21 protein-coding genes are annotated in these 21,545 nt (G+C 73.0%); 12 read left to right on the top strand and 9 right to left on the bottom strand.

The genetic code is table 11. From position 1 onward, the window contains the following. Positions 1-9: 9 nt before the first annotated feature. Complete coding sequence (locus FHX78_RS05750) at positions 10-1,206, bottom strand: 4-hydroxybenzoate 3-monooxygenase (RefSeq protein WP_145866387.1); 1,197 nt, start codon at positions 1,204-1,206, stop codon at positions 10-12. Between the two features lie 191 nt (positions 1,207-1,397). Here FHX78_RS05750 and FHX78_RS05745 point away from each other — a divergent pair, with 191 nt between their 5' ends. Then, a complete protein-coding gene (locus FHX78_RS05745) occupies positions 1,398-2,312 on the top strand; it encodes a HipA family kinase (protein WP_145866386.1) in 915 nt (304 codons plus the stop codon). 55 nt (positions 2,313-2,367) lie between these two features. On the opposite strand, the gene aceB is transcribed toward FHX78_RS05745, so the two are convergent. Together aceB and FHX78_RS05735 are read right to left on the bottom strand one after the other, a co-directional pair. Continuing rightward, positions 2,368-3,993 carry a malate synthase A gene (gene aceB / locus FHX78_RS05740; protein ID WP_145866385.1) on the bottom strand — a complete coding sequence of 542 codons (1,626 nt, stop codon included), beginning with the start codon at positions 3,991-3,993 and terminating at the stop codon, positions 2,368-2,370. A gap of 187 nt (positions 3,994-4,180) precedes the next feature. Beyond that, entirely contained in the window at positions 4,181-4,816 is a 636-nt protein-coding gene (locus FHX78_RS05735; protein ID WP_145866384.1) for a nucleotidyltransferase family protein, read from the bottom strand. A 204-nt stretch (positions 4,817-5,020) separates the two neighbouring features. Between FHX78_RS05735 and FHX78_RS05730 the strand changes: the two genes are divergently transcribed. Next, complete coding sequence (locus tag FHX78_RS05730; RefSeq protein WP_145866383.1) at positions 5,021-5,335, top strand: DUF5955 family protein; 315 nt, start codon at positions 5,021-5,023, stop codon at positions 5,333-5,335. Between the two features lie 33 nt (positions 5,336-5,368). Here the strand turns inward: FHX78_RS05730 and allR are convergent, their stop codons facing one another. Next, the gene (allR, locus tag FHX78_RS05725; protein WP_145866382.1) at positions 5,369-6,175 is read right to left on the bottom strand and encodes an allantoin degradation transcriptional regulator AllR; all 807 of its coding nucleotides are present in this window, start codon (positions 6,173-6,175) and stop codon (positions 5,369-5,371) included. Positions 6,176-6,415: 240 nt separating this feature from the next. Here allR and allB point away from each other — a divergent pair, with 240 nt between their 5' ends. Further along, positions 6,416-7,756 (top strand): allantoinase AllB, encoded by a 1,341-nt coding sequence (gene allB / locus FHX78_RS05720; protein ID WP_145866381.1) that lies wholly within the window; start codon positions 6,416-6,418, stop codon positions 7,754-7,756. A 33-nt stretch (positions 7,757-7,789) separates the two neighbouring features. After that, the gene (gene alc / locus FHX78_RS05715; RefSeq protein ID WP_145866380.1) at positions 7,790-8,905 is read left to right on the top strand and encodes an allantoicase; all 1,116 of its coding nucleotides are present in this window, start codon (positions 7,790-7,792) and stop codon (positions 8,903-8,905) included. Between the two features lie 179 nt (positions 8,906-9,084). On the opposite strand, the gene FHX78_RS05710 is transcribed toward alc, so the two are convergent. Beyond that, on the bottom strand, positions 9,085-9,912 hold the full coding sequence (locus FHX78_RS05710) for an SDR family NAD(P)-dependent oxidoreductase (protein ID WP_229924003.1): 828 nt from the start codon (positions 9,910-9,912) through the stop codon (positions 9,085-9,087). A 140-nt stretch (positions 9,913-10,052) separates the two neighbouring features. On the opposite strand from FHX78_RS05710, the gene FHX78_RS05705 reads away from it, so the two are divergent. Next, on the top strand, positions 10,053-10,679 hold the full coding sequence (locus tag FHX78_RS05705) for a dihydrofolate reductase family protein (RefSeq protein ID WP_145866379.1): 627 nt from the start codon (positions 10,053-10,055) through the stop codon (positions 10,677-10,679). Positions 10,680-10,782: 103 nt separating this feature from the next. Here FHX78_RS05705 and FHX78_RS05700 read toward each other — a convergent pair whose 3' ends face one another. Further along, positions 10,783-11,478: a hypothetical protein gene (locus tag FHX78_RS05700; RefSeq protein ID WP_145866378.1), complete on the bottom strand. Its 696-nt coding sequence runs from the start codon at positions 11,476-11,478 to the stop codon at positions 10,783-10,785. Between the two features lie 10 nt (positions 11,479-11,488). Further along, a complete protein-coding gene (locus FHX78_RS05695) occupies positions 11,489-12,718 on the bottom strand; it encodes a 2-isopropylmalate synthase (RefSeq protein WP_145866377.1) in 1,230 nt (409 codons plus the stop codon). Positions 12,719-13,723: 1,005 nt separating this feature from the next. On the opposite strand from FHX78_RS05695, the gene FHX78_RS05690 reads away from it, so the two are divergent. Continuing rightward, on the top strand, positions 13,724-14,152 hold the full coding sequence (locus FHX78_RS05690; protein WP_145866376.1) for a guanyl-specific ribonuclease: 429 nt from the start codon (positions 13,724-13,726) through the stop codon (positions 14,150-14,152). A gap of 27 nt (positions 14,153-14,179) precedes the next feature. Here the strand turns inward: FHX78_RS05690 and FHX78_RS05685 are convergent, their stop codons facing one another. Next, on the bottom strand, positions 14,180-14,380 hold the full coding sequence (locus tag FHX78_RS05685; RefSeq protein WP_145866375.1) for a hypothetical protein: 201 nt from the start codon (positions 14,378-14,380) through the stop codon (positions 14,180-14,182). A gap of 251 nt (positions 14,381-14,631) precedes the next feature. Here FHX78_RS05685 and FHX78_RS05680 point away from each other — a divergent pair, with 251 nt between their 5' ends. Together FHX78_RS05680 and FHX78_RS05675 are read left to right on the top strand one after the other, a co-directional pair. Continuing rightward, on the top strand, positions 14,632-15,810 hold the full coding sequence (locus tag FHX78_RS05680) for a sensor histidine kinase (protein WP_229924004.1): 1,179 nt from the start codon (positions 14,632-14,634) through the stop codon (positions 15,808-15,810). 57 nt (positions 15,811-15,867) lie between these two features. Beyond that, entirely contained in the window at positions 15,868-16,539 is a 672-nt protein-coding gene (locus FHX78_RS05675) for a response regulator transcription factor (RefSeq protein ID WP_145866373.1), read from the top strand. Positions 16,540-16,549: 10 nt separating this feature from the next. On the opposite strand, the gene FHX78_RS05670 is transcribed toward FHX78_RS05675, so the two are convergent. Continuing rightward, complete coding sequence (locus FHX78_RS05670; RefSeq protein WP_145866372.1) at positions 16,550-17,572, bottom strand: Gfo/Idh/MocA family protein; 1,023 nt, start codon at positions 17,570-17,572, stop codon at positions 16,550-16,552. A 128-nt stretch (positions 17,573-17,700) separates the two neighbouring features. Here FHX78_RS05670 and FHX78_RS05665 point away from each other — a divergent pair, with 128 nt between their 5' ends. The 4 genes from FHX78_RS05665 (at position 17,701) to FHX78_RS05650 (ending at position 21,503) form a co-directional block, all read left to right on the top strand. Beyond that, positions 17,701-18,438, top strand: coding sequence for a GntR family transcriptional regulator (locus FHX78_RS05665; protein ID WP_189908629.1), 738 nt, complete (start codon positions 17,701-17,703; stop codon positions 18,436-18,438). A 181-nt stretch (positions 18,439-18,619) separates the two neighbouring features. Continuing rightward, a complete protein-coding gene (locus FHX78_RS05660) occupies positions 18,620-19,624 on the top strand; it encodes a sugar ABC transporter substrate-binding protein (protein WP_145866371.1) in 1,005 nt (334 codons plus the stop codon). After that, positions 19,621-20,664 (top strand): ABC transporter permease, encoded by a 1,044-nt coding sequence (locus FHX78_RS05655; RefSeq protein ID WP_145866370.1) that lies wholly within the window; start codon positions 19,621-19,623, stop codon positions 20,662-20,664. The genes FHX78_RS05660 and FHX78_RS05655 overlap by 4 nt, the downstream gene beginning before the upstream one ends. Further along, a complete protein-coding gene (locus tag FHX78_RS05650; protein WP_145866369.1) occupies positions 20,661-21,503 on the top strand; it encodes an ATP-binding cassette domain-containing protein in 843 nt (280 codons plus the stop codon). The genes FHX78_RS05655 and FHX78_RS05650 overlap by 4 nt, the downstream gene beginning before the upstream one ends. Positions 21,504-21,545: the final 42 nt, after the last annotated feature.

The raw sequence follows: 21,545 nt of genomic DNA, 5'->3' as shown, positions 1-21,545 counted from the left end.
GCCCGGGGATCAGCGTTCCCCCGGCCAGCCCGTGTAGGCCTCGGCGAGATAGGCCGACCCCGCGGTGGAGCCGGTCACCGCGGCCAGCTCGCCCTCCTGGCGCCGGACGTCGAACGGGGTGGCGTCCGGCAGCGTGTGCAGCATCGTGGTCATCCAGTACGAGAAGTGCTGCGCCTTCCACACCCGGCGCAGCGCCCGCTCGCTGTAGGCGGCGAGCGGGGCGGTGTCCCCGCCCGCCACCACCCGCTCCAGCTCCTCCGCCAGCACCCGCACGTCGGCGAGGGCCAGGTTGAGGCCCTTGGCGCCGGTCGGCGGCACCGTGTGGGCGGCGTCCCCGGCGAGCACCAGCCGCCCGTGGTGCATCGGCTCCTGGACGAAACTGCGGAACGGCAGCACCGACCGGGAGGTGATCGGCCCCTCCACGAGCCGGTGGCCGTTGGCGCCGACCCGGGACTGGAGTTCGTCCCAGATCCGGTCGTCGGACCAGTCGGCGACGTCCTCCCCGGGGTCGCACTGGAAGTACATCCGCTGCAGCGTCTCGGTGCGCCGGCTGATCAGCGCGAAGCCCCTCGGCGAGTGGTGGTAGACCAGCTCCGGCGCGCTGGGCGGTGCCTCGGCGAGGATCCCGAACCAGGCGAACGGGTACGTCCGGGAGTACTGCGCGCGGTGCGCCTCCGGCACCTGGCGACGGCACAGGCCGCGCGATCCGTCGGCGCCCACGAGGACGTCGGCGCGGACCTCGTGGCGGGCACCGCCGGCGTCGGTGAACCGCAGGACCGGCGCGTCGGAGAGGAGGTCGTCGACGGACACGTCGCCGACGCCGAACCGGACGTCCCCGCCGTCGCGTTCACGGGCGTCGGCGAGGTCGACGAAGACGTCCGTCTGCGGGTAGAGCCGCGTCGACGCGCCGACCAGGCGCCGGAAGTCGATCCGGTGACGGCCCCCGCCGAAGGCCAGCTCGATCCCGTCGTGGCGGTCGCCGTCCCGGTGCACCCGGTCGGAGACGCCGGTGCCGGCCAGCAGGTCCACCGACGCCTGCTCCAGGATCCCGGCACGGTGCGTCGACTCGATCTCCCGCCGGCCGCGCAGATCGATGACCACCGAGTCGATCCCGGCCCGGGCGAGCAGGTGGGAGAGCATGAGCCCGGCCGGGCCGGCGCCCACGATGGCGATCTGCGTACGGCTGCGGATGCGTGAGGAGGACATGGCCCGCATTCTCGGGCCCCGCGTCCGGCCCCCGCCACGGCTTCCCCGCGCCCGCCGGAAGCCCGTCCGCCGGCGCCCGCCCCCGGCCGGCACCCTTCGGGCGGGGCGCCCCTCGCCGGTGGTCACCGTCGGTCACTATGCTCGCTTGTTGTCGGAAGCGGGTGCCGAAGGGCGGACGGTGGGCTGAGAACGTGCTGAGAGAAGTGACGGCGGTCCGCTATGTCGAGCCCCTGCACACCGGCGGCTCGGTCCCCGGTGTCGTCGAGGCCGACGACCTCGGCACCTACGTCGTGAAGTTCACCGGGTCCGCGCAGGGGCGCAAGGCGCTGGTCGCCGAGGTGATCGTGGGGGAGCTGGCCCGCGCCCTGGGGCTGCGGTTCCCCGAGCTGGTGCTGGCCCACTTCGACCCGGCGATCGCCGCCGGCGAGCCGCACCAGGAGGTGCGCGAACTGCACACCGCCAGCGCCGGGGTGAACCTCGGCATGGACTACCTGCCGGGCGCCCGGGACCTCACGCCCGAGGTCGCCGAGGTGTTCCCCGTCGACCCGGTGGAGGCCGGCCGGATCGTCTGGCTGGACGCGCTGACGGTGAACGTGGACCGCACCGTCCACAGCTCCAACCTGGTGGTCTGGCCGACGCTCGGGGTCGCGCCGCCGCGGCTGTGGCTCATCGACCACGGCGCCGCGCTCGTCTTCCACCACCGCTGGGACGGCGCCGACCCGGCCAAGGCCTACGACTTCCGCCACCACGCGCTCGGCCACTACGGCCCCGACGTACGGGCGGCCGACGCCGAACTGGCGCCGAAGGTGACCGAGGAGCTGCTGCGGGAGATCACCGCCGAGGTGCCGGACGCATGGCTGGCCGACGAGCCGGGGTTCGCCACGCCGGGGGAGACACGGGCGGCGTACGTGCGCTACCTGTACGCGCGGGCGCGGGCCTCCGCGGCCTGGCTGCCGACCGACTTCCCGAGCGCCCGGGAGCTGGCCGAGGAGAACGCCCGGCGCGCGGCGCGGACGCGGCAGGGCCGCCCGGACTGGCTCAAGAGCGTCCCCGATCTGCACGGCAAGCCCGCGGCCGCCCAGGACTGGTCGGTCCACCTGGGATGACGGACGCACGGACGGCTCAGGGCGGCGCACGCCACCCGGAGCCGTCCGCCCGGGTTCAGCCCTTGAGCTGCTCGTACGCCGGCAGGGTCAGGAAGTCGGCGTAGTCCTCGTCGAGGGAGACCTTCAGTAGCAGGTCGTGGGCCTGCTGCCAGTTGCCGGCCGCGAAGGCCTCCTCGCCGAGCTCCGCGCGGATGTTCGCCAGTTCCTCGGCGGCGACCTCGCGGGCCAGTTCGGCGGTGACCCGTTCGCCGTTGTCGAGGACCACGCCCGCGTTGATCCACTGCCAGATCTGGGAGCGGGAGATCTCCGCGGTGGCCGCGTCCTCCATCAGGTTGAAGATGGCGACCGCGCCGAGCCCGCGCAGCCAGGCCTCGATGTAGCGGACGCCGACCTGCACGGCGTTGACCAGGCCCGCGTACGTCGGCCTGGCGTCGAGCGAGTCGATCGCGATGAGGTCGGCGGCCTCGACGTGGACGTCCTCGCGCAGCCGGTCCTTCTGGTTCGGCTTCTCGCCGAGCACCCGGTCGAAGGACTCCATGGCGATCGGGACCAGGTCGGGGTGGGCGACCCAGGATCCGTCGAAGCCGTCGTTCGCCTCGCGGTCCTTGTCGGCGCGGACCTTCTCGAAGGCCACCTTGTTGACCTCGGGGTCGCGGCGGGAGGGGATGAACGCCGCCATGCCGCCGATCGCGTGCGCGCCGCGCTTGTGGCAGGTGCGCACGAGGAGGTCGGTGTACGCGCGCATGAACGGGGCCGTCATCGTCACCGCGTTGCGGTCCGGGAGCACGAATTTCGCGCCGCCGTCACGGAAGTTCTTGACGATGGAGAACAGGTAGTCCCAGCGGCCGGCGTTCAGTCCGGAGGCGTGGTCGCGCAGCTCGTAGAGGATCTCCTCCATCTCGTAGGCGGCCGTAATCGTCTCGATCAGGACGGTGGCGCGCACGGTGCCCTGCGGGACGCCCATGTACTCCTGAGCGAAGACGAACACCTCGTTCCACAGGCGGGCCTCCAGGTGGGACTCGGTCTTCGGCAGGTAGAAGTACGGGCCCTTGCCGAGGTCGATCAGCCGCTTGGCGTTGTGGAAGAAGTACAGGCCGAAGTCGACGAGCGCGCCGGGCACGGGGGTGCCGTCGGCGTCGGTGAGGTGGCGCTCGTTCAGGTGCCAGCCGCGCGGGCGCATGACGACCGTCGCCAGCTCCTCGTCGGGGCGCAGGGCGTAGGACTTGCCGGACGCCGGGTCGGTGAAGTCGATGGTCCGGGTGTAGGCGTCGATCAGGTTGAGCTGGCCGAGGACCACGTTCTCCCAGGTGGGCGCCGAGGCGTCCTCGAAGTCCGCGAGCCAGACCTTCGCGCCCGAGTTCAGGGCGTTGATGGTCATCTTGCGGTCGGTGGGGCCGGTGATCTCGACGCGGCGGTCCTCCAGGGCGGCCGGGGCGGGGGCCACCTTCCAGGAGTCGTCCGCGCGGACGGCGGCCGTCTCCGGGAGGAAGCCGAGGGTGGAGGTGCGGGCGATCTCGGCGCGGCGCTCCGCGCGGCGGGCGAGGAGTTCGTCACGCCGGGGCGTGAACCGCCGGTGCAGCTCGGCCACGAAGGCGAGCGCCGTGTCGGTGAGGACCTCCTCCTGCCGGGGCAGGGGCTCGGCGTCGACGACGGCCAGCGGGGACGGCGCTGGTGCGGACATCAGCTGTCACTTCCTTCGGCGAGGGTGGCACCGGGTGCCGGTCGACCCGGGTACGGCTGCGGACGCCCGTGCGGAGGGCGGACGCTTCTGAGCAGTGGATAGTAGTTTCCTCATGGTGGAAGTTCAATGTTTTGTTGATGTCGAGATTCTCCGGGTCGAGGGAAGGTGGCGCTCGGTGCCACCGCTCTCACTCACCGCCACCGGGGGCCGGTTCCAGGCGTGCCAGATCGGCCTCGGTGTCGATGTCGTACGCCTCGGCGACGTCGCCGCACTCGACCAGCACGACCCGCTCCGCGTGCTCCTTCAGGTAGGCGCGTGCCCCCCGGTCGCCGGTCGCACGCGCGGCGATCCCGGTCCAGTGCGCGGCACCGAACAGGACGGGGTGGCCGCGCACGCCGTCGTAGGCGGCCGAGACCAGCGACCGCGGTGAGTCGTAGGCGCCGAGCACCCGGGCGATCGCCTCCGGTCCGATGCCCGGCTGGTCGACCAGCGCCACCAGCGCGGCCCGTGCGCCCGTGCCCGCCAGTGACTTGAGGCCCGCCCGCAGCGAGGTGCCCATACCCTGTTCCCACGCCGGGTTGTCCACCAGGACGCAGTCCGGCAGTGAGGCGCGGGCGCGCACCTCCTCCGCCCGCGCGCCGAGCACCACGTGCACGCGCGCGCAGCCGCCCGCGCGCAGCGCCGCCACCGCGTGCTCCACGAGCGGCCGTCCCCGATGGGTGAGCAGCGCCTTGGGCCTGCCGCCGAGCCGCCGGCCGCCGCCCGCCGCGAGCAGCAGCCCGGCGACCGCCGCGGTGTCCCGGCCCGTCTGAGGTGTCGTCATACGTCCTGCATACCGCACCCGGCGCGAGCCGCCGGGACGGCGCGGAGAACGGGCGCCCCGGGCCACGACGTCACGCTGTGGAGCAAGTCGATGACGCAGCGGACTGGCGCAAAGGCCCCGGGGTGGCGTTTACTGGCGCGCACCGGTCGGCGGGGGCTGGGACCGGGCAGGGGAGGCGCACGTCGACGTGCCAGGGGGAGGACTGTGTTGCGCAGCGTGGAGCAGAGGCGGGTACCCGGCAGTCAGGTGGATCCACGGGTGAGGGAGCTGTCCTCCGCCGTGTCCCGGTTACGCCGCCAACTCGCCGCCCATCCCGCGGAGTTCCGGGACCGGAGCATCGCGGAGGAAGAACTGGCCGCACTGGCCGCACTGGCCGCCGCCGGCGACCCGGACGTCCCCCGGCTGCGCCGCTCCCTGCTGCTGGTCGCGGGTGCGATCGGCTCGGTGAGCGCGCTGAACCAGGGCGTCCGGGAGCTGCGCGAGGCGGTCGACCTGTTCGGCCGGTCCCCGCGCGGCTGACCCGGGCCCCGCGCGTCAGGCGGGCCGCGCGCGTCAGGCCGTCGGGGCGGCGCCCGACGTGGTGAGCACCTCGGAGAGTTCCGCCGCGACCTGCTGGAGCACCGGCACGATCCGCTCCGTCGCCGCCTCCGTCACCCGGCCCGCCGGACCGGAGATCGAGATCGCCGCGGCCGTGGGGGAGTCCGGCACCGGCACCGCGAGACAGCGGACGCCGATCTCCTGCTCGTTGTCGTCGATCGCGTAGCCCTGGCGCCGTACGTCCTCCAGCGCCGCGAGGAAGCCGTCCGGGGTGGTGATGGTCTTGTCCGTCGCGGCGGGCATGCCGGTCCGGCCGAGCAGGGCCCGTACCTCCTCCGCCGGGAAGCCGGCCAGCAGGGCCTTGCCCACGCCGGTGGAGTGCGGCAGGACGCGCCGCCCGACCTCGGTGAACATCCGCATGGAGTGCTTGGACGGCACCTGTGCCACGTACACGATCTCGTCGCCGTCGAGCAGCGCCATGTTCGCCGTCTCGCCGGTCTCCTCCACCAGACGGGCCAGATACGGCCGGGCCCAGGTGCCCAGCAGCCGGGAGGCGGACTCGCCGAGCCGGATCAGCCGCGGGCCGAGTGCGTAACGGCGGTTGGGCTGCTGGCGCACGTAGCCGCACGCCACGAGCGTGCGCATCAGCCGGTGGATGGTCGGCAGGGGCAGTCCGCTGGACGCGGACAGCTCGCTCAGGCCGACCTCGCCGCCCGCGTCCGCCATCCGTTCGAGCAGATCGAAGGCGCGCTCGAGGGACTGCACACCGCCACTGGCGGCGGACCTGGCGGAGTCGGTGGTGCTGGCGCTGGACGTCGGCACGGCGCGTTCCTTTCGGGGCTGGCAGAAGGGCAGAAGACTACCCGGCAGCCGGTCCACTGCCCGCTTGTGCAGAGCTACGTTCTGCACTGCGAAAGTCTAATTTCGTGTTGTGGAATCGTCCAGAGGAGTCCCGCCGGTCGCTCCACGGGGAAGGCGTGCCCTTGACGGGGTAGGGGTGGAGGTGAAGACTCCTTCAACAGAACGTTGAATTCTGCCGGACGGACGATCAGGAGGATCCGGGTGTCCGACGCCGAACTGGTGCTGCGCTCGACGCGCGTCATCACTCCCGAGGGGACGCGCCCCGCGTCCGTCGCGGTCGCCGACGGCACGATCACCGCCGTACGGCCGCACGACGCCCCCGTCCCCGCCGGCGCCCGCCTGGAGGACCTCGGCGACGACGTCCTGCTGCCCGGCCTGGTCGACACCCACGTGCACGTCAACGACCCCGGCCGCACCGAGTGGGAGGGCTTCTGGACCGCCACGCGGGCCGCCGCCGCCGGCGGCATCACCACGCTCATCGACATGCCGCTCAACTCCCTCCCGCCCACCACCACCGTCGACCACCTGCGCACCAAGCGGCGGGTCGCCGCCGACAAGGCCCACATCGACGTCGGCTTCTGGGGCGGCGCCCTGCCGGACAACACCAAGGACCTGCGCCCGCTGCACGAGGCCGGCGTCTTCGGCTTCAAGGCCTTCCTGTCGCCCTCGGGCGTGGACGAGTTCCCGCACCTCGACCAGGAGCAACTGGCCCGCTCGCTGGCGGAGATCGCCGCCTTCGACGGGCTGCTGATCGTGCACGCCGAGGACCCGCACCACCTCGCCGCCGCCCCGCAGCACGGCGGCCCCCGGTACGCCGACTTCCTCGCCTCCCGCCCGCGCCACGCCGAGGACACCGCCGTCGCCCACCTCGTCGGACAGGCGCGGCGGCTGGGCGCCCGGGTGCACGTGCTGCACCTCTCCTCCGGCGACGCGCTGCCGCTGCTCGCCGCCGCCAAGGCCGACGGCGTGCGCGTCACGGTCGAGACCTGCCCCCACTACCTCACCCTCACCGCGGAGGAAGTCCCGGACGGCGCCAGCGAGTTCAAGTGCTGCCCGCCCATCCGCGAGGCCGCCAACCAGGACCTGCTCTGGCAGGCCCTGGCGGACGGCACCATCGACTGCGTCGTCACCGACCACTCCCCGTCCACCGCCGACCTCAAGACGGGCGACTTCGCCACCGCCTGGGGCGGCATCTCCAGTCTGCAACTCAGCCTGCCGGCCGTCTGGACCGAGGCCCGCAGGCGCGGCCACGGCCTGGAGGACGTGGTGCGCTGGATGTCGACGCGCACGGCCGCGCTCGTCGGACTCGACGGGCGCAAGGGCGCCATCGCGCCCGGACACGACGCCGACTTCGCCGTCCTCGCCCCCGACGAGACGTTCACCGTCGACCCGGCGGCCCTCCAGCACCGCAACCGCGTGACGGCGTACGCGGGCAGGACCCTGTACGGCGTCGTCCGGTCCACCTGGCTGCGCGGCCGGCGCATCGTCGCCGACGGCGCGTTCACCGCACCGAAGGGCCGGCTCCTCACCCGCTCCCACTGACACCCCGCACCCGAAAGGCAGGACCGGATCACCGTGACGGCGATCGAGAGCTTCACCGGCGACGCACACCCCTACAGCGGCGGTGACCCCTACGCGGACTACCGCACCGCCGACTTCCCCTTCACCCACCACGCCGACCTCGCCGACCGCCGCCTCGGCGCCGGAGTCATCGCCGCCAACGACGAGTTCTTCGCCCAGCGCGAGAACCTGCTGCTGCCGGGACGGGCCGAGTTCGACCCCGAGCGCTTCGGGCACAAGGGCAAGATCATGGACGGCTGGGAGACCCGGCGCCGCCGCGGCGCCTCCGCCGAGCACCCCTGGCCGGCCGCCGACGACCACGACTGGGCGCTGATCCGGCTCGGCGCGCCCGGCGTCGTCCGCGGCGTCGTCGTGGACACCGCGCACTTCCGCGGCAACTACCCGCAGGCCGTGTCCGTCGAGGCCACCTCGGTCGCGGGCGCCCCCTCCCCGGAGGAACTGCTCGCGGACGACGTGAAGTGGACGACGCTGGTGCCGCGCACCCCGGTGGGCGGCCATGCGGCCAACGGCTTCGCCGTGGCGGCCGAACAGCGCGTCACCCACCTGCGCCTCAAGCAGCACCCCGACGGTGGCATCGCCCGGATGCGCGTCTACGGCGAGGTCGTCCCGGACCCGGTGTGGCTGGCGGCGCTCGGCACCTTCGACGTCGTCGCCCTGGAGCACGGCGGCCGGGTCGAGGACGCCTCGGACCTCTTCTACTCGCCGGCCACCCACACCATCCGGCCGGACCGCTCCCGCAAGATGGACGACGGCTGGGAGACCCGGCGCCGCCGCGACCGGGGCCACGACTGGATCCGCTACCGGCTGGTCGCCCAGGCGCGGATCAGCGCCGTGGAGATCGACACGGCCTACCTGAAGGGCAACAGCGCGGGCTGGGCGTCGGTCTCGGTGAAGGACGGCGACGACGGCGACTGGCGGGAGATCCTGCCCCGCACCCGCCTCCAGCCCGACACCGACCACCGCTTCGTCCTGCCGGAACCGGCGGTCGGCACGCACGCGCGCGTGGACATCTTCCCCGACGGCGGCATCTCCCGGCTGCGGCTGTTCGGCTCCCCGACCGAGCGGGGGGCAGCCGAACTCGCGGCCCGCCACCGGGAGTTGACCGGCTGACGTCCGGCAGCAACGGCGCCCCGGCATCCCGGGCCCCCGGCACCCCGGGGCCCGCGCTGCCGTGACACCGGCACCCCGACGCCTCCCGACCCGGCGCGCGGGACGCCCTCCCGGGCCCGGCGCGCGGGACATCGGCCGAACCCGGCGGACGCCCCGCGCCGTCGTACGGCCGGCGTGGGTCAGGCCGCGTGACCACCGTCCACGGCGAACTCCGCGCCGGTGATGTACGCGGACCCCGCCAGGTGGGCGATCGTGTCGGCGACCTCCTGGGCCGTGCCGAAACGGCCCAGCGCCGTCATCGCCGCCTGGCCGGGGCCGTACGGCCCGTCCGCCGGGTTCATGTCCGTGTCGATCGGGCCGGGGTGGACGATGTTCGCCGTGATCCCGCGCTCGCCCAGCTCCCGCGCGAGGGCCTTGGTCAGCCCCACCAGCGCCGACTTGCTCATCGCGTAGAGCGTCCCGCCGGGACCGGGCACGCGCTGGGTCATACAGGTGCCGACGGTGATGATCCGCCCTCCGCGCGGCAGGTGGACGACGGCCGCCCGGGAGGTCAGGAAGACGCCGCGCACGTTCACCGCGAGCACCCGGTCGACGTCTTCGAGCGACAGGGTCTCCACCGGGCCGAGCACACCGACGCCCGCGTTGTTCACCAGGACGTCCAGCCGGCCCAGTTCCCGCACGGCCGCCGTCACCGCCCCGGCCGCGTCCTCCGGGTCGCCGACGTCCGCGCGCAGGGCCACCGCGCGGCGCCCCAGCGCCTCGACGGCCCGGACGACGTCCTCGGCCGCCTCCTTGCCGTTCACATAGGTCACGGCCACGTCCGCGCCCTCCCGCGCGAGCCGCAGCGCCGTCGCCGCACCGATCCCACGGCTCGCGCCGGTCACCAGGGCCGCCTTGCCGAGCAGGCTGCTCTCAGTGCTCTCAGTGCTCTCAGTGCTCTCGGTGGTCTCGCCGGCCTCGGTTGTCCGGGCGGTCTCGGTGGTCATCTCAGGGGTCTCATCGGTCATGGGGCCATCCCAGCGCCCCCGCCGCGCGGGTGCTGGCGGCGAACGGACGCCGACCTCGCGCACGGCCGATGAGTTGCGGGCCCCGCCGGGGTCTGAGCTGATGACGGCACGGCCCCGCGCACGAGAGGCAGGAACCCGCCATGGGCAAGCTCGTTGTCATCAGCTTCGTCACCCTCGACGGCGTCTACCAGGCCCCCGGCGGCCCCCAGGAGGACACCAGGGACGGCTTCGGCCAGGGAGGCTGGAGCGTGCCGTACGTGGACGAGGACTTCGGCCGGTTCGTCGACGGGGTCTTCGCCCGCGTGGGCGCCTTCCTCCTCGGCCGCCGTACGTACGACATCTTCGCCGGGTACTGGCCGAAGATGACCGACCCCGCCGACCCGGTCGCCGGCAAGCTGAACGCCCTGCCGAAGTACGTCGCCTCCAGCACCCTCACCGACCCCGGATGGGCCGGCACCACCGTGATCGGCGGCGATCTGGCCGAGGAGGTCACCGCCCTCAAGGAGCGCACCGACGGCGAGCTCCAGGTGCACGGCAGCGGTGCCCTCGCCCGGTCCCTGTTCACGCTCGGACTCGTGGACACCCTGCACCTGCTGACGTACCCGGTCGTCCTGGGAGCCGGACGCCGCCTGTTCGCGGAGGGGTCGCTGCCGACCGCCTTCCGGCACACCGGCGGGCACATCACCGCCGCCGGAGTGTCCGTCCAGAGCTACGACGTCACGGGCAGCCCCGTGTACGGCACGTACGGGCTCCCGGAGGACGCCTGACCACGGCGGCGGCCGTACCCGTGGCGCCGCGCCGCGCGCCGGGAGGCGTCCCGGGGACCGTACCGATCCGGTGGCCGTCGCGACGCCTCCCGGTGGTGGCCTCCTAGGGCCGTGCCGGGCCCTCGGGGAGGCCGTAGGCGGTGCGCAGGTGGTCCAGATAGGTACCGGCACCCGCGTACGTCCGGTCCTGTGCGCCGCCGCGGTGCAGACCGAGCGAGCCGTCGGGGTGCAGGCGCACGGTGGTGGTGGCCGCGCGCGGTGTCCCCGTCGGTTCCTCCTCGGTGCCGGGGAGCGAGGCGGGGTCCAGGACGGGGACGTCGTCGGGGAACATCGCCCGGGCGGCGGAGGCGGTCGCGGCCGGCGGGTGACCGGTGCGGTTGGCGCTGCTGACGTAGAGGACCGGATGCTCCCGCACCACCGGGAGCAGGGGCGTCCAGCGCGCGCCGAACAGGAGGGTCCACCCGTCCTTGGCGGCCGGCTCCAGCCAGTCGGGCAGCGGGTGGTGTGCCCGCAGCGGAGCGAGCAGGGTCACCCGTTCCTCGGTGAGCAGACGCCGGGCCGCGGCGGCCAGCTCCGGTCCGAGGTCGAGGGCGTCGAAGACGGTGTCCGCGGTGCGGGAGTGGTGGACCCACAGGGCGACCGCCTGGTCGGCGGGCCGTGCCTTGGCGAGGTTGACGGCGCGCGGGGCGGTGGCGGCGACGACGTAGGTCAGGGGTGCGGGGTTGGGGAGCACCACTGCCCGCCCGCCGGACAGGGCCTGCCGGACACGGCCGGCGTCGAGGGTGGGGCTGCTGGTCATGCGGTGCCTCTCAGGAGGTGGCGACGAGGCCGTCGAGGAAGCCGGCGAACTCGTCCTCGTCGACCAGGGCGCGGCCCTGCCGGTAGGCGCGGCTCTTGACCCATTGGGCCGCCGCCTTCGTCTGCTCCCGGTCCAGATCCCGTCCGAGCCGCGCGGCGACCGCCGTGATCACTCGGGCGCTGGCCAGGTGGGTGAGCAGGATGCGGGGCTCGATGCCCAGCAGCTCGCGGGGGTCGTAGGGCTGGAACAGCTGCGGGTGGACGAAGGGGGTGCCGGTGGAGATGGTCCCCACCCCGCTCCCGACGATCGGCGTGGTCACGCTCAGCGGCACCTCCGTCTCCTGGGACACCATGCGGGCGATCTCGGGAAGCCGGGTCAGGTCGGGCGCGGTCCACCACGGCGTCGCGTGCTCACCCAGCAGCTCCTTGGCGCGGTCGGGCCGGTAGGCGAGCAGGAACAGCAGCTGCTCGGTGGCGACCAGGCCGCTGCGCTCGGCGATGCCCAGCCACGAGCTGGACACCACGCGGATGCCGGACTGCACGGCCTGGAGCGTGTTGGCCAGGCCCAGCCCGAGGTCGTTGTGCAGGTGGGAGGCGAACACCACGTCCGGGCCGGCCTGGTCCAGTACGGCGGTGAACATCGCGCCGGCCTCGGCGGGGAGCTGGTCGCCGACGGTGTCGGCCAGGACGACGACTCCGGCGCCGGCCTCGGTCATCTGCGCGGAGTAGGCGGCCATCAGGGCGTGGTCGGCGCGCGAGGCATCGGCCAGGCACACGTCGACGATCACCGAGTCGTCCGTGTCGAGGGCCTCCCTGACCAGGTCCACGCCGGCCGCCAGCGCCTCGGCGGCGGGGCGGTGGGTCATCACCTGCGCCATCGCCTCCGAGGCGGGCACGATCACCATGATCCGCGCGTGCTCGGTGCCCTTGACGGAGGCCACGGCCTGCCGCACGTCCCGGGCCGTCCCCCGGCACACCGCCGACACGCTGACCGTGCCCTCGGCCTCGACGGCGACCTTCCGGACCGCCTCGAACTCCTCGGCGCACACCGCCGGGAACCCGGCGGCGAAGACCACGTGCCGGGGCCCGTCCTCGCCGAACATCTTCCCCTGCTCGCGTGCGAGGCGGACCCGGAAGTCGGGGGACATCAGGGTCTTCGCCTGGGCTCCGTCCCGTGCGGACTCCTCCCAGATGACGACCCGGTCGGCCAGGGCGGATTCCCGCACCACGTCAACACTCATTGTTCTTCTCCTTTTGTCGGCGAGTTGCTCGCGCGGTTGTCGCGCCGGCTCGCGGGTCATTCCGCCGGTGAACATGAGGAATTCTCACTTCCTGCTCACGTACTTCGGTGCGGCCTTCCGACAGGTGTGCGTCTCCACGAGAAGAAACGATTCTTCACTGGATCTGCATTTCCTTTAACCATCGAGAAATATGCGATTCATTGGACTGTCATGGCAGGTGGAGCCGGTATCTCGGGGCCGGAGGCGATCCGTCGGCGGGAAGTGATTGGAGGATGCATTGATCGTGACTGTCCGTCAAGCCCCGTCTCGCATACGGGATTTCTTCGGTGAAGATCTTTCCTGACGCCCCGATGGTGTGCCAGGGTGGGAATTGCGGGCGGTCATCGACTCGTCCGCGACGTGCGGGCGGTCCTGTTTTCCGGAACGCGCTCGCGCGTGACCCCGGACATTCATGTCCGCGATGGGCCGCACGGCCTTGCGCGGACCGCGGCAGGGAGGGTAATGACCGCCCGTTCCTCCATGACGACCCTCACCGGCACCGCCGAATGCGGCGCGCCGCCTGTGCGTGGACGCGCGGGCCGTTCCGGGGGTGGGGTGCACGCCGATTCACCGAAATGCGGGCCGCTGCCGGCGTGCGGCACTTGCCGATGCGTGGACGGACGGGCCTCTTCCGGGCGTGCGGCGTATGTCGATGCACGGACGTACGGGCCTCTCCCGGGCGTGCGGCGCACCGGGTCCGGCGCCGCGGCGGCCCGGGGGTGCGCCTCGGGCGCCGTGACATCCCTGCCCGTGAGGGGCTCGACGGCCGGCGGGATGGCGCGTCGGGGTGACCGGAGGGCGTGCGGTGCCGCGTCCCGGGGTGATGGCGGCTGCGCGCCATGTCCAGGACCGCGCCGGGTTGGCGGCCGCCGAAGCCCCAAGTCCCCTTCCGTTCACCGGACCTGACGGAAAACTCCTTGTAGTTGTCATTGACATGCCAGCGTCTACGCGCGTCATCATGAGGTCATGCGATTCCCCCCACGCGCCGCTCGGACCGGCGCCGCAGCCGTACTCCTGTCCACCCTCCTCCTGGGCGGCACGGTCACCGCGACCACGGCCCACGCCGCCGCGCCCGCCGCCCCCACCCCGGTCGCCGCCTCCGTCCAGGCGGTCGGCGACATCTGCTACAGCGACCTGCCCCCCGAGGCGCACGACACGCTCGACCTGATCGAGCAGGGCGGCCCCTACCCGTTCGAGCAGGACGGGACCGTCTTCCAGAACCGGGAGGGCCTGCTGCCCGGCCAGTCCACCGGCTACTACCACGAGTACACGGTGATCACGCCCGGTTCCCCCACTCGCGGCGCGCGCCGGATCGTCACCGGTGAGGAGTACCGGGAGGACTACTACACCGCCGACCACTACGCCTCGTTCGACCTGGTCGACCACGGCTGCTGACCGCCGGGCCGGAGGTCCGTGAGGCGATCAGCCGGGCCTCCGGCTCTCCGCGGCGGCGAACAGGGCGACGCCCAGCACGAGCAGGGCGACGCTCCCGTGGACCTCGCGGCCGTCGAGGAGACCGACGCGCCGCACGAGCCCCCAGTCCGCGTCGGAGAACGCGCTCACCAGACCCGCGACGCCCTGCACCAGGGCGAGGAAACCCAGCACTTCCAGCAGTTGCTTCATGCCACCGACTCTCGCCCCGCGGACCCCCCACCCACATCGGCCGCGGGGCGAGCCCTCACCGACGGAAGGGCACGATCGCAGTCGTGCGGACCGCCGAAAGTCTGCGGTGCCGCGACTTCGGTCGCGGATCCCCCCGACGGCACGGCGCCCGTGGTGCCCCGTGCATAGATTTGTCGACCGTGACTGGTGACCAGGGGGCTCGCGACGCCCCGGAGTTCACGGGACGACGGTGGTTCTTCCCGTCCGCCCTCATGCATGAGCTCGCCCCCGACGCGGCCCGCTCCGGGCGCCGCCCCCGGCGCACCGTGCGCGACTGGCTCGTCGACTTCTCCTGCTTCCTGCTGGCCGCCGGGGTGGGCCTGCTCGGCGCCGAGGCGCTCAGCGCCAACCCCCGTGTCCCCGAGCCGCTGGCCGCCGTCGACCAGGCGCTGGGCGCGCTGTCCTGCGCCGCGCTCTGGCTGCGCAGGCGGTGGCCGTTCGGGCTGGCCGCCGTCATGGCCCCGGTCGGTTTCGTCTCGGAGACCTCCGGCGGCGTCGCCGTGATCGCCCTGTTCACGCTCGCCGTGCACCGGCCCTTCCGCTACGTCGCCTGGGCGGCCGGCGCGCAGGTGGCCCTGGTCCCGCTCTACTTCTGGTGGCGCCCCGACCCGGACCTGCCGTATCTCGCCTCGATCGTCCTCCTCATGGTGCTGATGGTCGCCGTCGTGGGCTGGGGCATGTTCGTCCGGTCCAAGCGGCAGCTCATGCTGAGCCTCAGGGACCGGGCCCGGCGGGCCGAGACGGAGGCGCGGCTGCGGGCCGAGCAGGCCCAGCGGCTCGCCCGCGAGGCCATCGCGCGGGAGATGCACGATGTGCTCGCGCACCGGCTGACGCTGCTGAGCGTGCACGCCGGCGCGCTCGAGTTCCGGCCCGACGCCCCGGGCGCGGAGATCGCGCGGGCGGCCGGCGTCATCCGGGAGAGCGCGCACGAGGCCCTGCAGGACCTGCGGGAGATCATCGGCGTCCTGCGTGCCGGGGAGTCCGACGACTCGGGACGGCCGCAGCCGACCCTCGCGGCGCTCGGCACCCTGGTCGCCGAGTCCCGCCGGGCCGGCATGAAGGTCACCCTGGACCAGCGGGTCACCGACCCGGGCGCGGTCCCCGCCTCCGTCGGCCGCACCGCCTACCGGATCGCCCAGGAGGGCCTGACCAACGCCCGCAAGCACGCCCCCGGCGCCGAGGTCACCGTGACCGTCACCGGCGGCCCGGGGGAGGGCCTGGAGGTGACCGTGCGCAACCCCGCGCCGGAGCGGGACGTACCGCACGTTCCCGGCGCCGGGCAGGGCCTGATCGGTCTCACCGAACGGGCGATCCTGGCGGCCGGCGCCCTGGAGCACGGCCCCACCCCCGACGGCGGGTTCGAGGTGCGGGCACGGCTGCCGTGGGGATGACTGGGAACGGCCGGTACCGGTGTCGGCGCCCCGCCGGGCCGTGGTTACGTACGGACCATGACTGCCATCAGAGTGCTCCTCGTCGACGACGACCCGCTGGTGCGGGCCGGGCTGGCCTTCATGATGGGCGGCGCGGACGACATCGAGATCGTCGGTGAGGCCGCCGACGGCGGCGAGGTCGAGGCGCTCGTCGACCGCACCCGCCCGCACGTCGTCCTGATGGACATCCGGATGCCGGCGGTGGACGGTCTCACCGCGACCGAGGCGCTGCGCGGGCGCGAGGACGCCCCGCAGGTCGTCGTGCTCACCACCTTCCACGCCGACGAGCAGGTGCTGCGGGCGCTGCGCGCGGGCGCCGCCGGATTCGTCCTCAAGGACACACCGCCCGCCGAGATCGTCGCCGCGGTGCGCCGGGTCGCGGCCGGCGATCCGGTGCTGTCGCCCGCCGTCACCCGGCAGCTGATGGCGCACGCGGCCGGCGCCGCCGGGACGCGGCGCGCCCGCGCGCGGGCCCGGATCGCCGGCCTCAACGACCGCGAGCGCGAGGTCGCCCTCGCCGTCGGCCGGGGTCTGGCCAACGCCGACATCGCCGCGGAGCTCTACATGAGCGTGGCCACCGTCAAGACCCATGTCTCGCGCGTCCTGGCCAAGCTGGGCCTCAACAACCGCGTGCAGATCGCCCTGCTCGCCCACGACGCCGGCCTCCTGGAGGACACGGACGGCCCGTGAGCCCCGGGTGTCAGGTGAACGCCGCCGTGGCCCCGCTCACCAGCTCCGTCGGCCGCACGGGTCTGCGCTCGCGCCGGGACAGCTCGCACGCCTCCGCGATCAGCAGCGACTGAAGGGCCTCGCGGCCGTCGCAGGGGTTGGCCCGCTCGCCCCGCACCACCTCGACGAACGCGATCAGCTCGGCCCGGTACGCGGGCCCGAACCGCTCCAGGAACCCGGTCCACGGCTTGTCGGCGGCGGGCGGCCCGGTCGGTTCGGTGGACGCGATCGGCGTACGGTCGTCCAGGCCGACGGCGATCTGGTCCCGCTCCCCGGCGAGTTCCATGCGCACGTCGTAGCCCGCGCCGTTCATCCTGGTCGCGGTGACGGTGGCGAGCACGCCGCCGTCGAGGGTGAGCAGCGCCGCGCCGGTGTCGACGTCGCCCGCCTCGCGGAACATCGGGGGCCCGGCGTCGGACCCGGTCGCGTAGACGTCGGTGACCTCCCGGCCGGTCACCCAGCGCAGGGCGTCGAAGTCGTGGATCAGGGTGTCCCGGTACAGCCCGCCGGACTGCGGCAGATACCCGGCCGGCGGCGGCTCCGGGTCGCTCGTCATCGCCCGTACGGTGTGCAGCCGCCCGAGCCTGCCCGAACGCACCGCCTCGCGCGCGCCCGTGTAGCCGGTGTCGAACCGTCGCTGGAAGCCCATCTGCAGCACGGTCCCGGCGGTCTCGACCTCCGTGATCGCCTGTAACGTGCCCGCGAGGTCCAGGGCGATGGGCTTCTCGCAGAACACCGGCAGCCCCGCCCGCGCCGCCCGGCCGATCAGATCGGCGTGGGCGGACGTGGCCGCCGTGATCACCACGGCGTCCACGCCCCAGGTGTAGATCTCGTCCACTCCGGGCGCCGCCGTCTCGCCGAGCCGGTGGGCGAGGGCCTGGGCCCGCGCCGGATCCACGTCCGTGAGGATCAGGGACCCGACGTCGCGGTGCCTGCTGAGTGTGTGGGCGTGAATGGTGCCGATGCGGCCCGTACCGATGACCCCGATGCGCATGGAAACAAAGTGGGGCCGGCGTCGCTCCCTGTCAATCCGTATGTCCGGACAACCGAACTACACGACTTCCCGTCAACAGCGCACGGAGCTACGCTCGGCCCGTGCCGAAACCAGAAGTGGACCCGACCGTGCAGCTGGAGCTGAGCGTGGACCGCGGCTCCCCCGTGCCGTTGTACTTCCAGCTGTCCCAGCAGCTGGAGTCCGCCATCGAGCACGGCGTGCTGACCCCCGGCACCCTGCTCGGCAACGAGATCGAGCTCGCCGCCCGGCTCGGCCTGTCCCGGCCGACGGTGCGCCAGGCCATCCAGTCCCTGGTCGACAAGGGGCTGCTGGTGCGCCGCCGCGGGGTCGGCACCCAGGTGGTGCACAGCCGGGTCAAGCGCCCGCTGGAGCTCAGCAGCCTCTACGACGACCTGGAGACGGCCGGTCAGCGACCCTCTACCAAAGTGCTGGTCAACACCCTTGTCGCGGCGTCCGCCGAGGTGGCGGCCGCGCTCGGGGTGGCCGAGGACAGCGAGGTGCACCAGCTCGAACGGCTGCGGTGCACGCACGGGGAGCCGATGGCGTACCTGTGCAACTACCTGCCGCCGGGCCTGCTCGATTTGGACACCGGGCAGCTGGAGGCCACCGGTCTGTACCGGCTGATGCGGGCCGCCGGGATCACCCTGCACAGCGCCCGCCAGACCATCGGCGCGCGGGCCGCCACCGCCGCCGAGGCCGAGCGGCTGGGCGAGCGGAGTGGTGCCCCGCTGCTCACCATGGAGCGCGTGACCTTCGACGACACCGGCCGCGCGGTGGAGTTCGGCACCCACACCTACCGGCCCTCGCGCTACTCCTTCGAGTTCCAGCTGCTCGTACGGCCCTGAGTGCCGCGGCGCCCCGCGGGGCGCCCCGCACCCCGCTTCGTCGCAATGTCCGGACAATGTGACCGGCATGCGGTCCCCGCGCGGGGACGCCCGAAGCCCGTGTTCGAGAATGGGGCGTTTGGGGCTGGTGTGGTCATCAGCCCCTTCGCACGCAAGAGCACAGCAAGAAGGGCAAGTCCTCGTGGCACGGTTTTCGACCTGGGTGGGCATCGCGGTGGCGGGGGCGCTGGGCCTCTCGCTCGCCGGGTGCAGCGGTACCGGCGGCAAACGGGCGGAGGACGCCCGTGCGGCCGCGGCTGCCCGGGGAACGGCGGCGGTGGACACACCCCGCTGGACCTTCGCGATGATCACCCACGCGGGGGACGGCGACACCTTCTGGGACATCGTCCAGAACGGTGCGCGGCAGGCCGCCGCGAAGGACAACATCCGCTTCCTGTACTCCCACGACGACGAGGCGCAGCAGCAGGCGCAGCTCGTGGACGCGGCCATCGACAAGAAGGTGGACGGCATCATCGTCACCCTCGCCAAGCCGGACGCGCTGAAGGCGTCCCTGGCGCGCGCCCGCGAGGCCGGCATCCCCGTGGTCACCGTGAACTCGGGTTCGGCCGAGTCGAAGCGGTTCGGCGCGCTCACCCACATCGGCCAGGACGAGACGATCGCCGGTGAGGCGGTCGGCGAGGAGCTGAACGCGCGGGGCCGCGAGAAGGCCCTCTGCGTCCTGCACGAGCAGGGCAACGTCGGTCACGAGCAGCGCTGCGACGGCGTGGCGAAGACCTTCGACGGGACACTGGTCCGGCTGCACGTCAATGGCACGAGCATGCCCGACGTGCAGTCGGCGATCGAGGCCCGGCTCCAGTCCGACGCCGGGGTGGACGCCGTCGTCACGCTCGGCGCCCCCTACGCCGACACCGCCGCGAAGGCGCGCGAGGGCGCGGGCAGCGACGCCGAGATCGACACCTTCGACCTCAACGCGAAGGTGGCCGCCGGCCTGAAGGACGGCAGCCTCGGGTTCGCCGTCGACCAGCAGCCCCACCTCCAGGGCTACGAGGCGGTCGACCTGCTGTGGCTGTACCGGTACAACGCGGACGTCCTGGGCGGCGGCCGGCCGGTGCTCACCGGACCGCAGATCATCACCGAGGACGACGCCGCCGCGCTCGCGGCCTACGCACAGCGGGGCACCCGATGAGCGAGACACCCCACGAGGCCCCTGGTGAAAGGTTTCTGCGCAGGTCTCCGGCGCTCCAGCGGCTGCTGACCCGCCCCGAACTCGGCTCCCTCGCCGGCGCCCTCGCCGTCTTCTGCTGCTTCGCCCTCGCCGCCGACGGCTTCCTGCGCGCCTCCAGCCTCGGCACGGTGCTCTACGCGGCCTCCACGATCGGCATCATGGCCGTCCCCGTCGCCCTGCTGATGATCGGCGGCGAGTTCGACCTCTCGGCCGGGGTCATGGTCACCTCGTCGGCCCTGCTGTCGTCGATGTTCAGCTACCAGCTGACCGCCAACGTCTGGGTCGGCGTCGGCGTGTCCCTGCTGGTCACCCTGGCCGTCGGCGCCTTCAACGGCCTCGTGCTGGCTCGTACCGGACTGCCGAGCTTCATCGTCACGCTGGGCACCTTCCTCATGCTGACCGGCCTGAACCTCGGCCTCACCAAACTGATCAGCGGCACCGTCTCCACCCGGACCGTCGCCGACATGGAGGGCTTCGACAGCGCACGGGCCCTGTTCGCCTCGACCCTCACCCTCGGCGGCGTACAGATCAAGGTCACCGTCCTGTGGTGGCTCGCCCTGACCGCCCTCGGCAGCTGGATCCTGCTGCGCACCCGCGCCGGCAACTGGATCTTCGCCGTGGGCGGCAACGAGAACGCCGCCCGCGCGGTGGGCGTCCCCGTCACCGCGACCAGGACCGCCCTCTACATGGGCGTGGCCCTCGGCGCCTGGATCTGCGGCCAGCACCTGCTCTTCAGCTACGACGTCGTCCAGTCCGGCGAGGGCGTCGGCAACGAGCTGATCTACATCATCGCGGCCGTCATCGGCGGCTGCCTGATCACCGGCGGCCACGGCAGCGCCGTCGGTGCGGCGGTCGGCGCCCTGCTCTTCGGCATGACCAGCAAGGGCATCGTCTACGCCGAGTGGAACCCGGACTGGTTCAAGTTCTTCCTCGGGGCGATGCTGCTCCTCGCCACCCTGCTCAACACCTGGGTACGCCGCCGCGCGGAGGCCACGAAGTGACACCGACCCACCACCGCGCGGCGCTCGTGGAGCTGTCCGGCGTCGGCAAGCGCTACGGCACCGCCCGCGCCCTCCACGACGTGTCCCTGGCGGTGCACGCCGGCGAGATCACCTGCGTGCTCGGCGACAACGGAGCCGGCAAGTCGACGCTCATCAAGATCATCGCCGGTCTGCACCAGCACGACGGCGGCACACTGAGCCTCGACGGGGAGGCGACCCGCCTCGCCTCCCCGCGCGAGGCCCTGGACCGCGGCATCGCCACCGTCCACCAGGACCTGGCCGTCGTCCCCCTCATGCCGGTCTGGCGGAACTTCTTCCTCGGCTCCGAACCGCGCAAGGGCATCGCCCCCTTCCGACGCATGGACGTCGACCACATGCGCCGCACCACCCGCGCGGAACTCCTGCGCATGGGCATCGACCTGCGCGACGTCGACCAGCCCATCGGCACCCTCTCCGGCGGCGAACGCCAGTGCGTGGCGATCGCCCGCGCCGTGTACTTCGGCGCCAAGGTCCTGGTCCTGGACGAGCCGACGGCGGCACTGGGCGTCAAGCAGTCAGGTGTGGTCCTCAGATATGTGGCCGCAGCACGCGACCAGGGTCTGGGCGTCGTCTTCATCACCCACAACCCGCATCACGCGTACCTGGTGGGCGACTGCTTCGTCCTCCTGAAGCGCGGCACGATGGCGGGCAACCACACGCGGGACGAGATCACCCTCGACGAGCTGACCAGACAAATGGCCGGAGGCAACGAACTGGACGACCTACGCCATGAACTCCGGCCGGCCGAACAGCGCGGGGAACCGCGCGAGCGGCCACGACGCACCCGCACCCGGCCATGATCCGCACCACCCCCCACCTGCCCCGCACCACAATCACCGCAC

Source organism: Streptomyces capillispiralis, from assembly GCF_007829875.1.
GTDB classification, from domain to species: Bacteria; Actinomycetota; Actinomycetes; order Streptomycetales; family Streptomycetaceae; genus Streptomyces; species Streptomyces capillispiralis.
Note: the sequence above shows the minus strand (reverse complement) of the source record. Positions and strands in the feature narration are given on the sequence as shown.

Coding starts and splice junctions, on each gene's coding strand:
- FHX78_RS05750 (WP_145866387.1), bottom strand. CDS start 1,206: ATGTCCTCCTCACGCATCCGCAGCCGTACGCAGATCGCCATCGTGGGC.
- aceB (WP_145866385.1), bottom strand. CDS start 3,993: ATGTCCGCACCAGCGCCGTCCCCGCTGGCCGTCGTCGACGCCGAGCCC.
- FHX78_RS05735 (WP_145866384.1), bottom strand. CDS start 4,816: ATGACGACACCTCAGACGGGCCGGGACACCGCGGCGGTCGCCGGGCTG.
- FHX78_RS05710 (WP_229924003.1), bottom strand. CDS start 9,912: ATGACCGATGAGACCCCTGAGATGACCACCGAGACCGCCCGGACAACC.
- FHX78_RS05705 (WP_145866379.1), top strand. CDS start 10,053: ATGGGCAAGCTCGTTGTCATCAGCTTCGTCACCCTCGACGGCGTCTAC.
- FHX78_RS05700 (WP_145866378.1), bottom strand. CDS start 11,478: ATGACCAGCAGCCCCACCCTCGACGCCGGCCGTGTCCGGCAGGCCCTG.
- FHX78_RS05695 (WP_145866377.1), bottom strand. CDS start 12,718: ATGAGTGTTGACGTGGTGCGGGAATCCGCCCTGGCCGACCGGGTCGTC.
- FHX78_RS05690 (WP_145866376.1), top strand. CDS start 13,724: ATGCGATTCCCCCCACGCGCCGCTCGGACCGGCGCCGCAGCCGTACTC.
- FHX78_RS05685 (WP_145866375.1), bottom strand. CDS start 14,380: ATGAAGCAACTGCTGGAAGTGCTGGGTTTCCTCGCCCTGGTGCAGGGC.
- FHX78_RS05680 (WP_229924004.1), top strand. CDS start 14,632: ATGCATGAGCTCGCCCCCGACGCGGCCCGCTCCGGGCGCCGCCCCCGG.
- FHX78_RS05675 (WP_145866373.1), top strand. CDS start 15,868: ATGACTGCCATCAGAGTGCTCCTCGTCGACGACGACCCGCTGGTGCGG.
- FHX78_RS05670 (WP_145866372.1), bottom strand. CDS start 17,572: ATGCGCATCGGGGTCATCGGTACGGGCCGCATCGGCACCATTCACGCC.
- FHX78_RS05655 (WP_145866370.1), top strand. CDS start 19,621: ATGAGCGAGACACCCCACGAGGCCCCTGGTGAAAGGTTTCTGCGCAGG.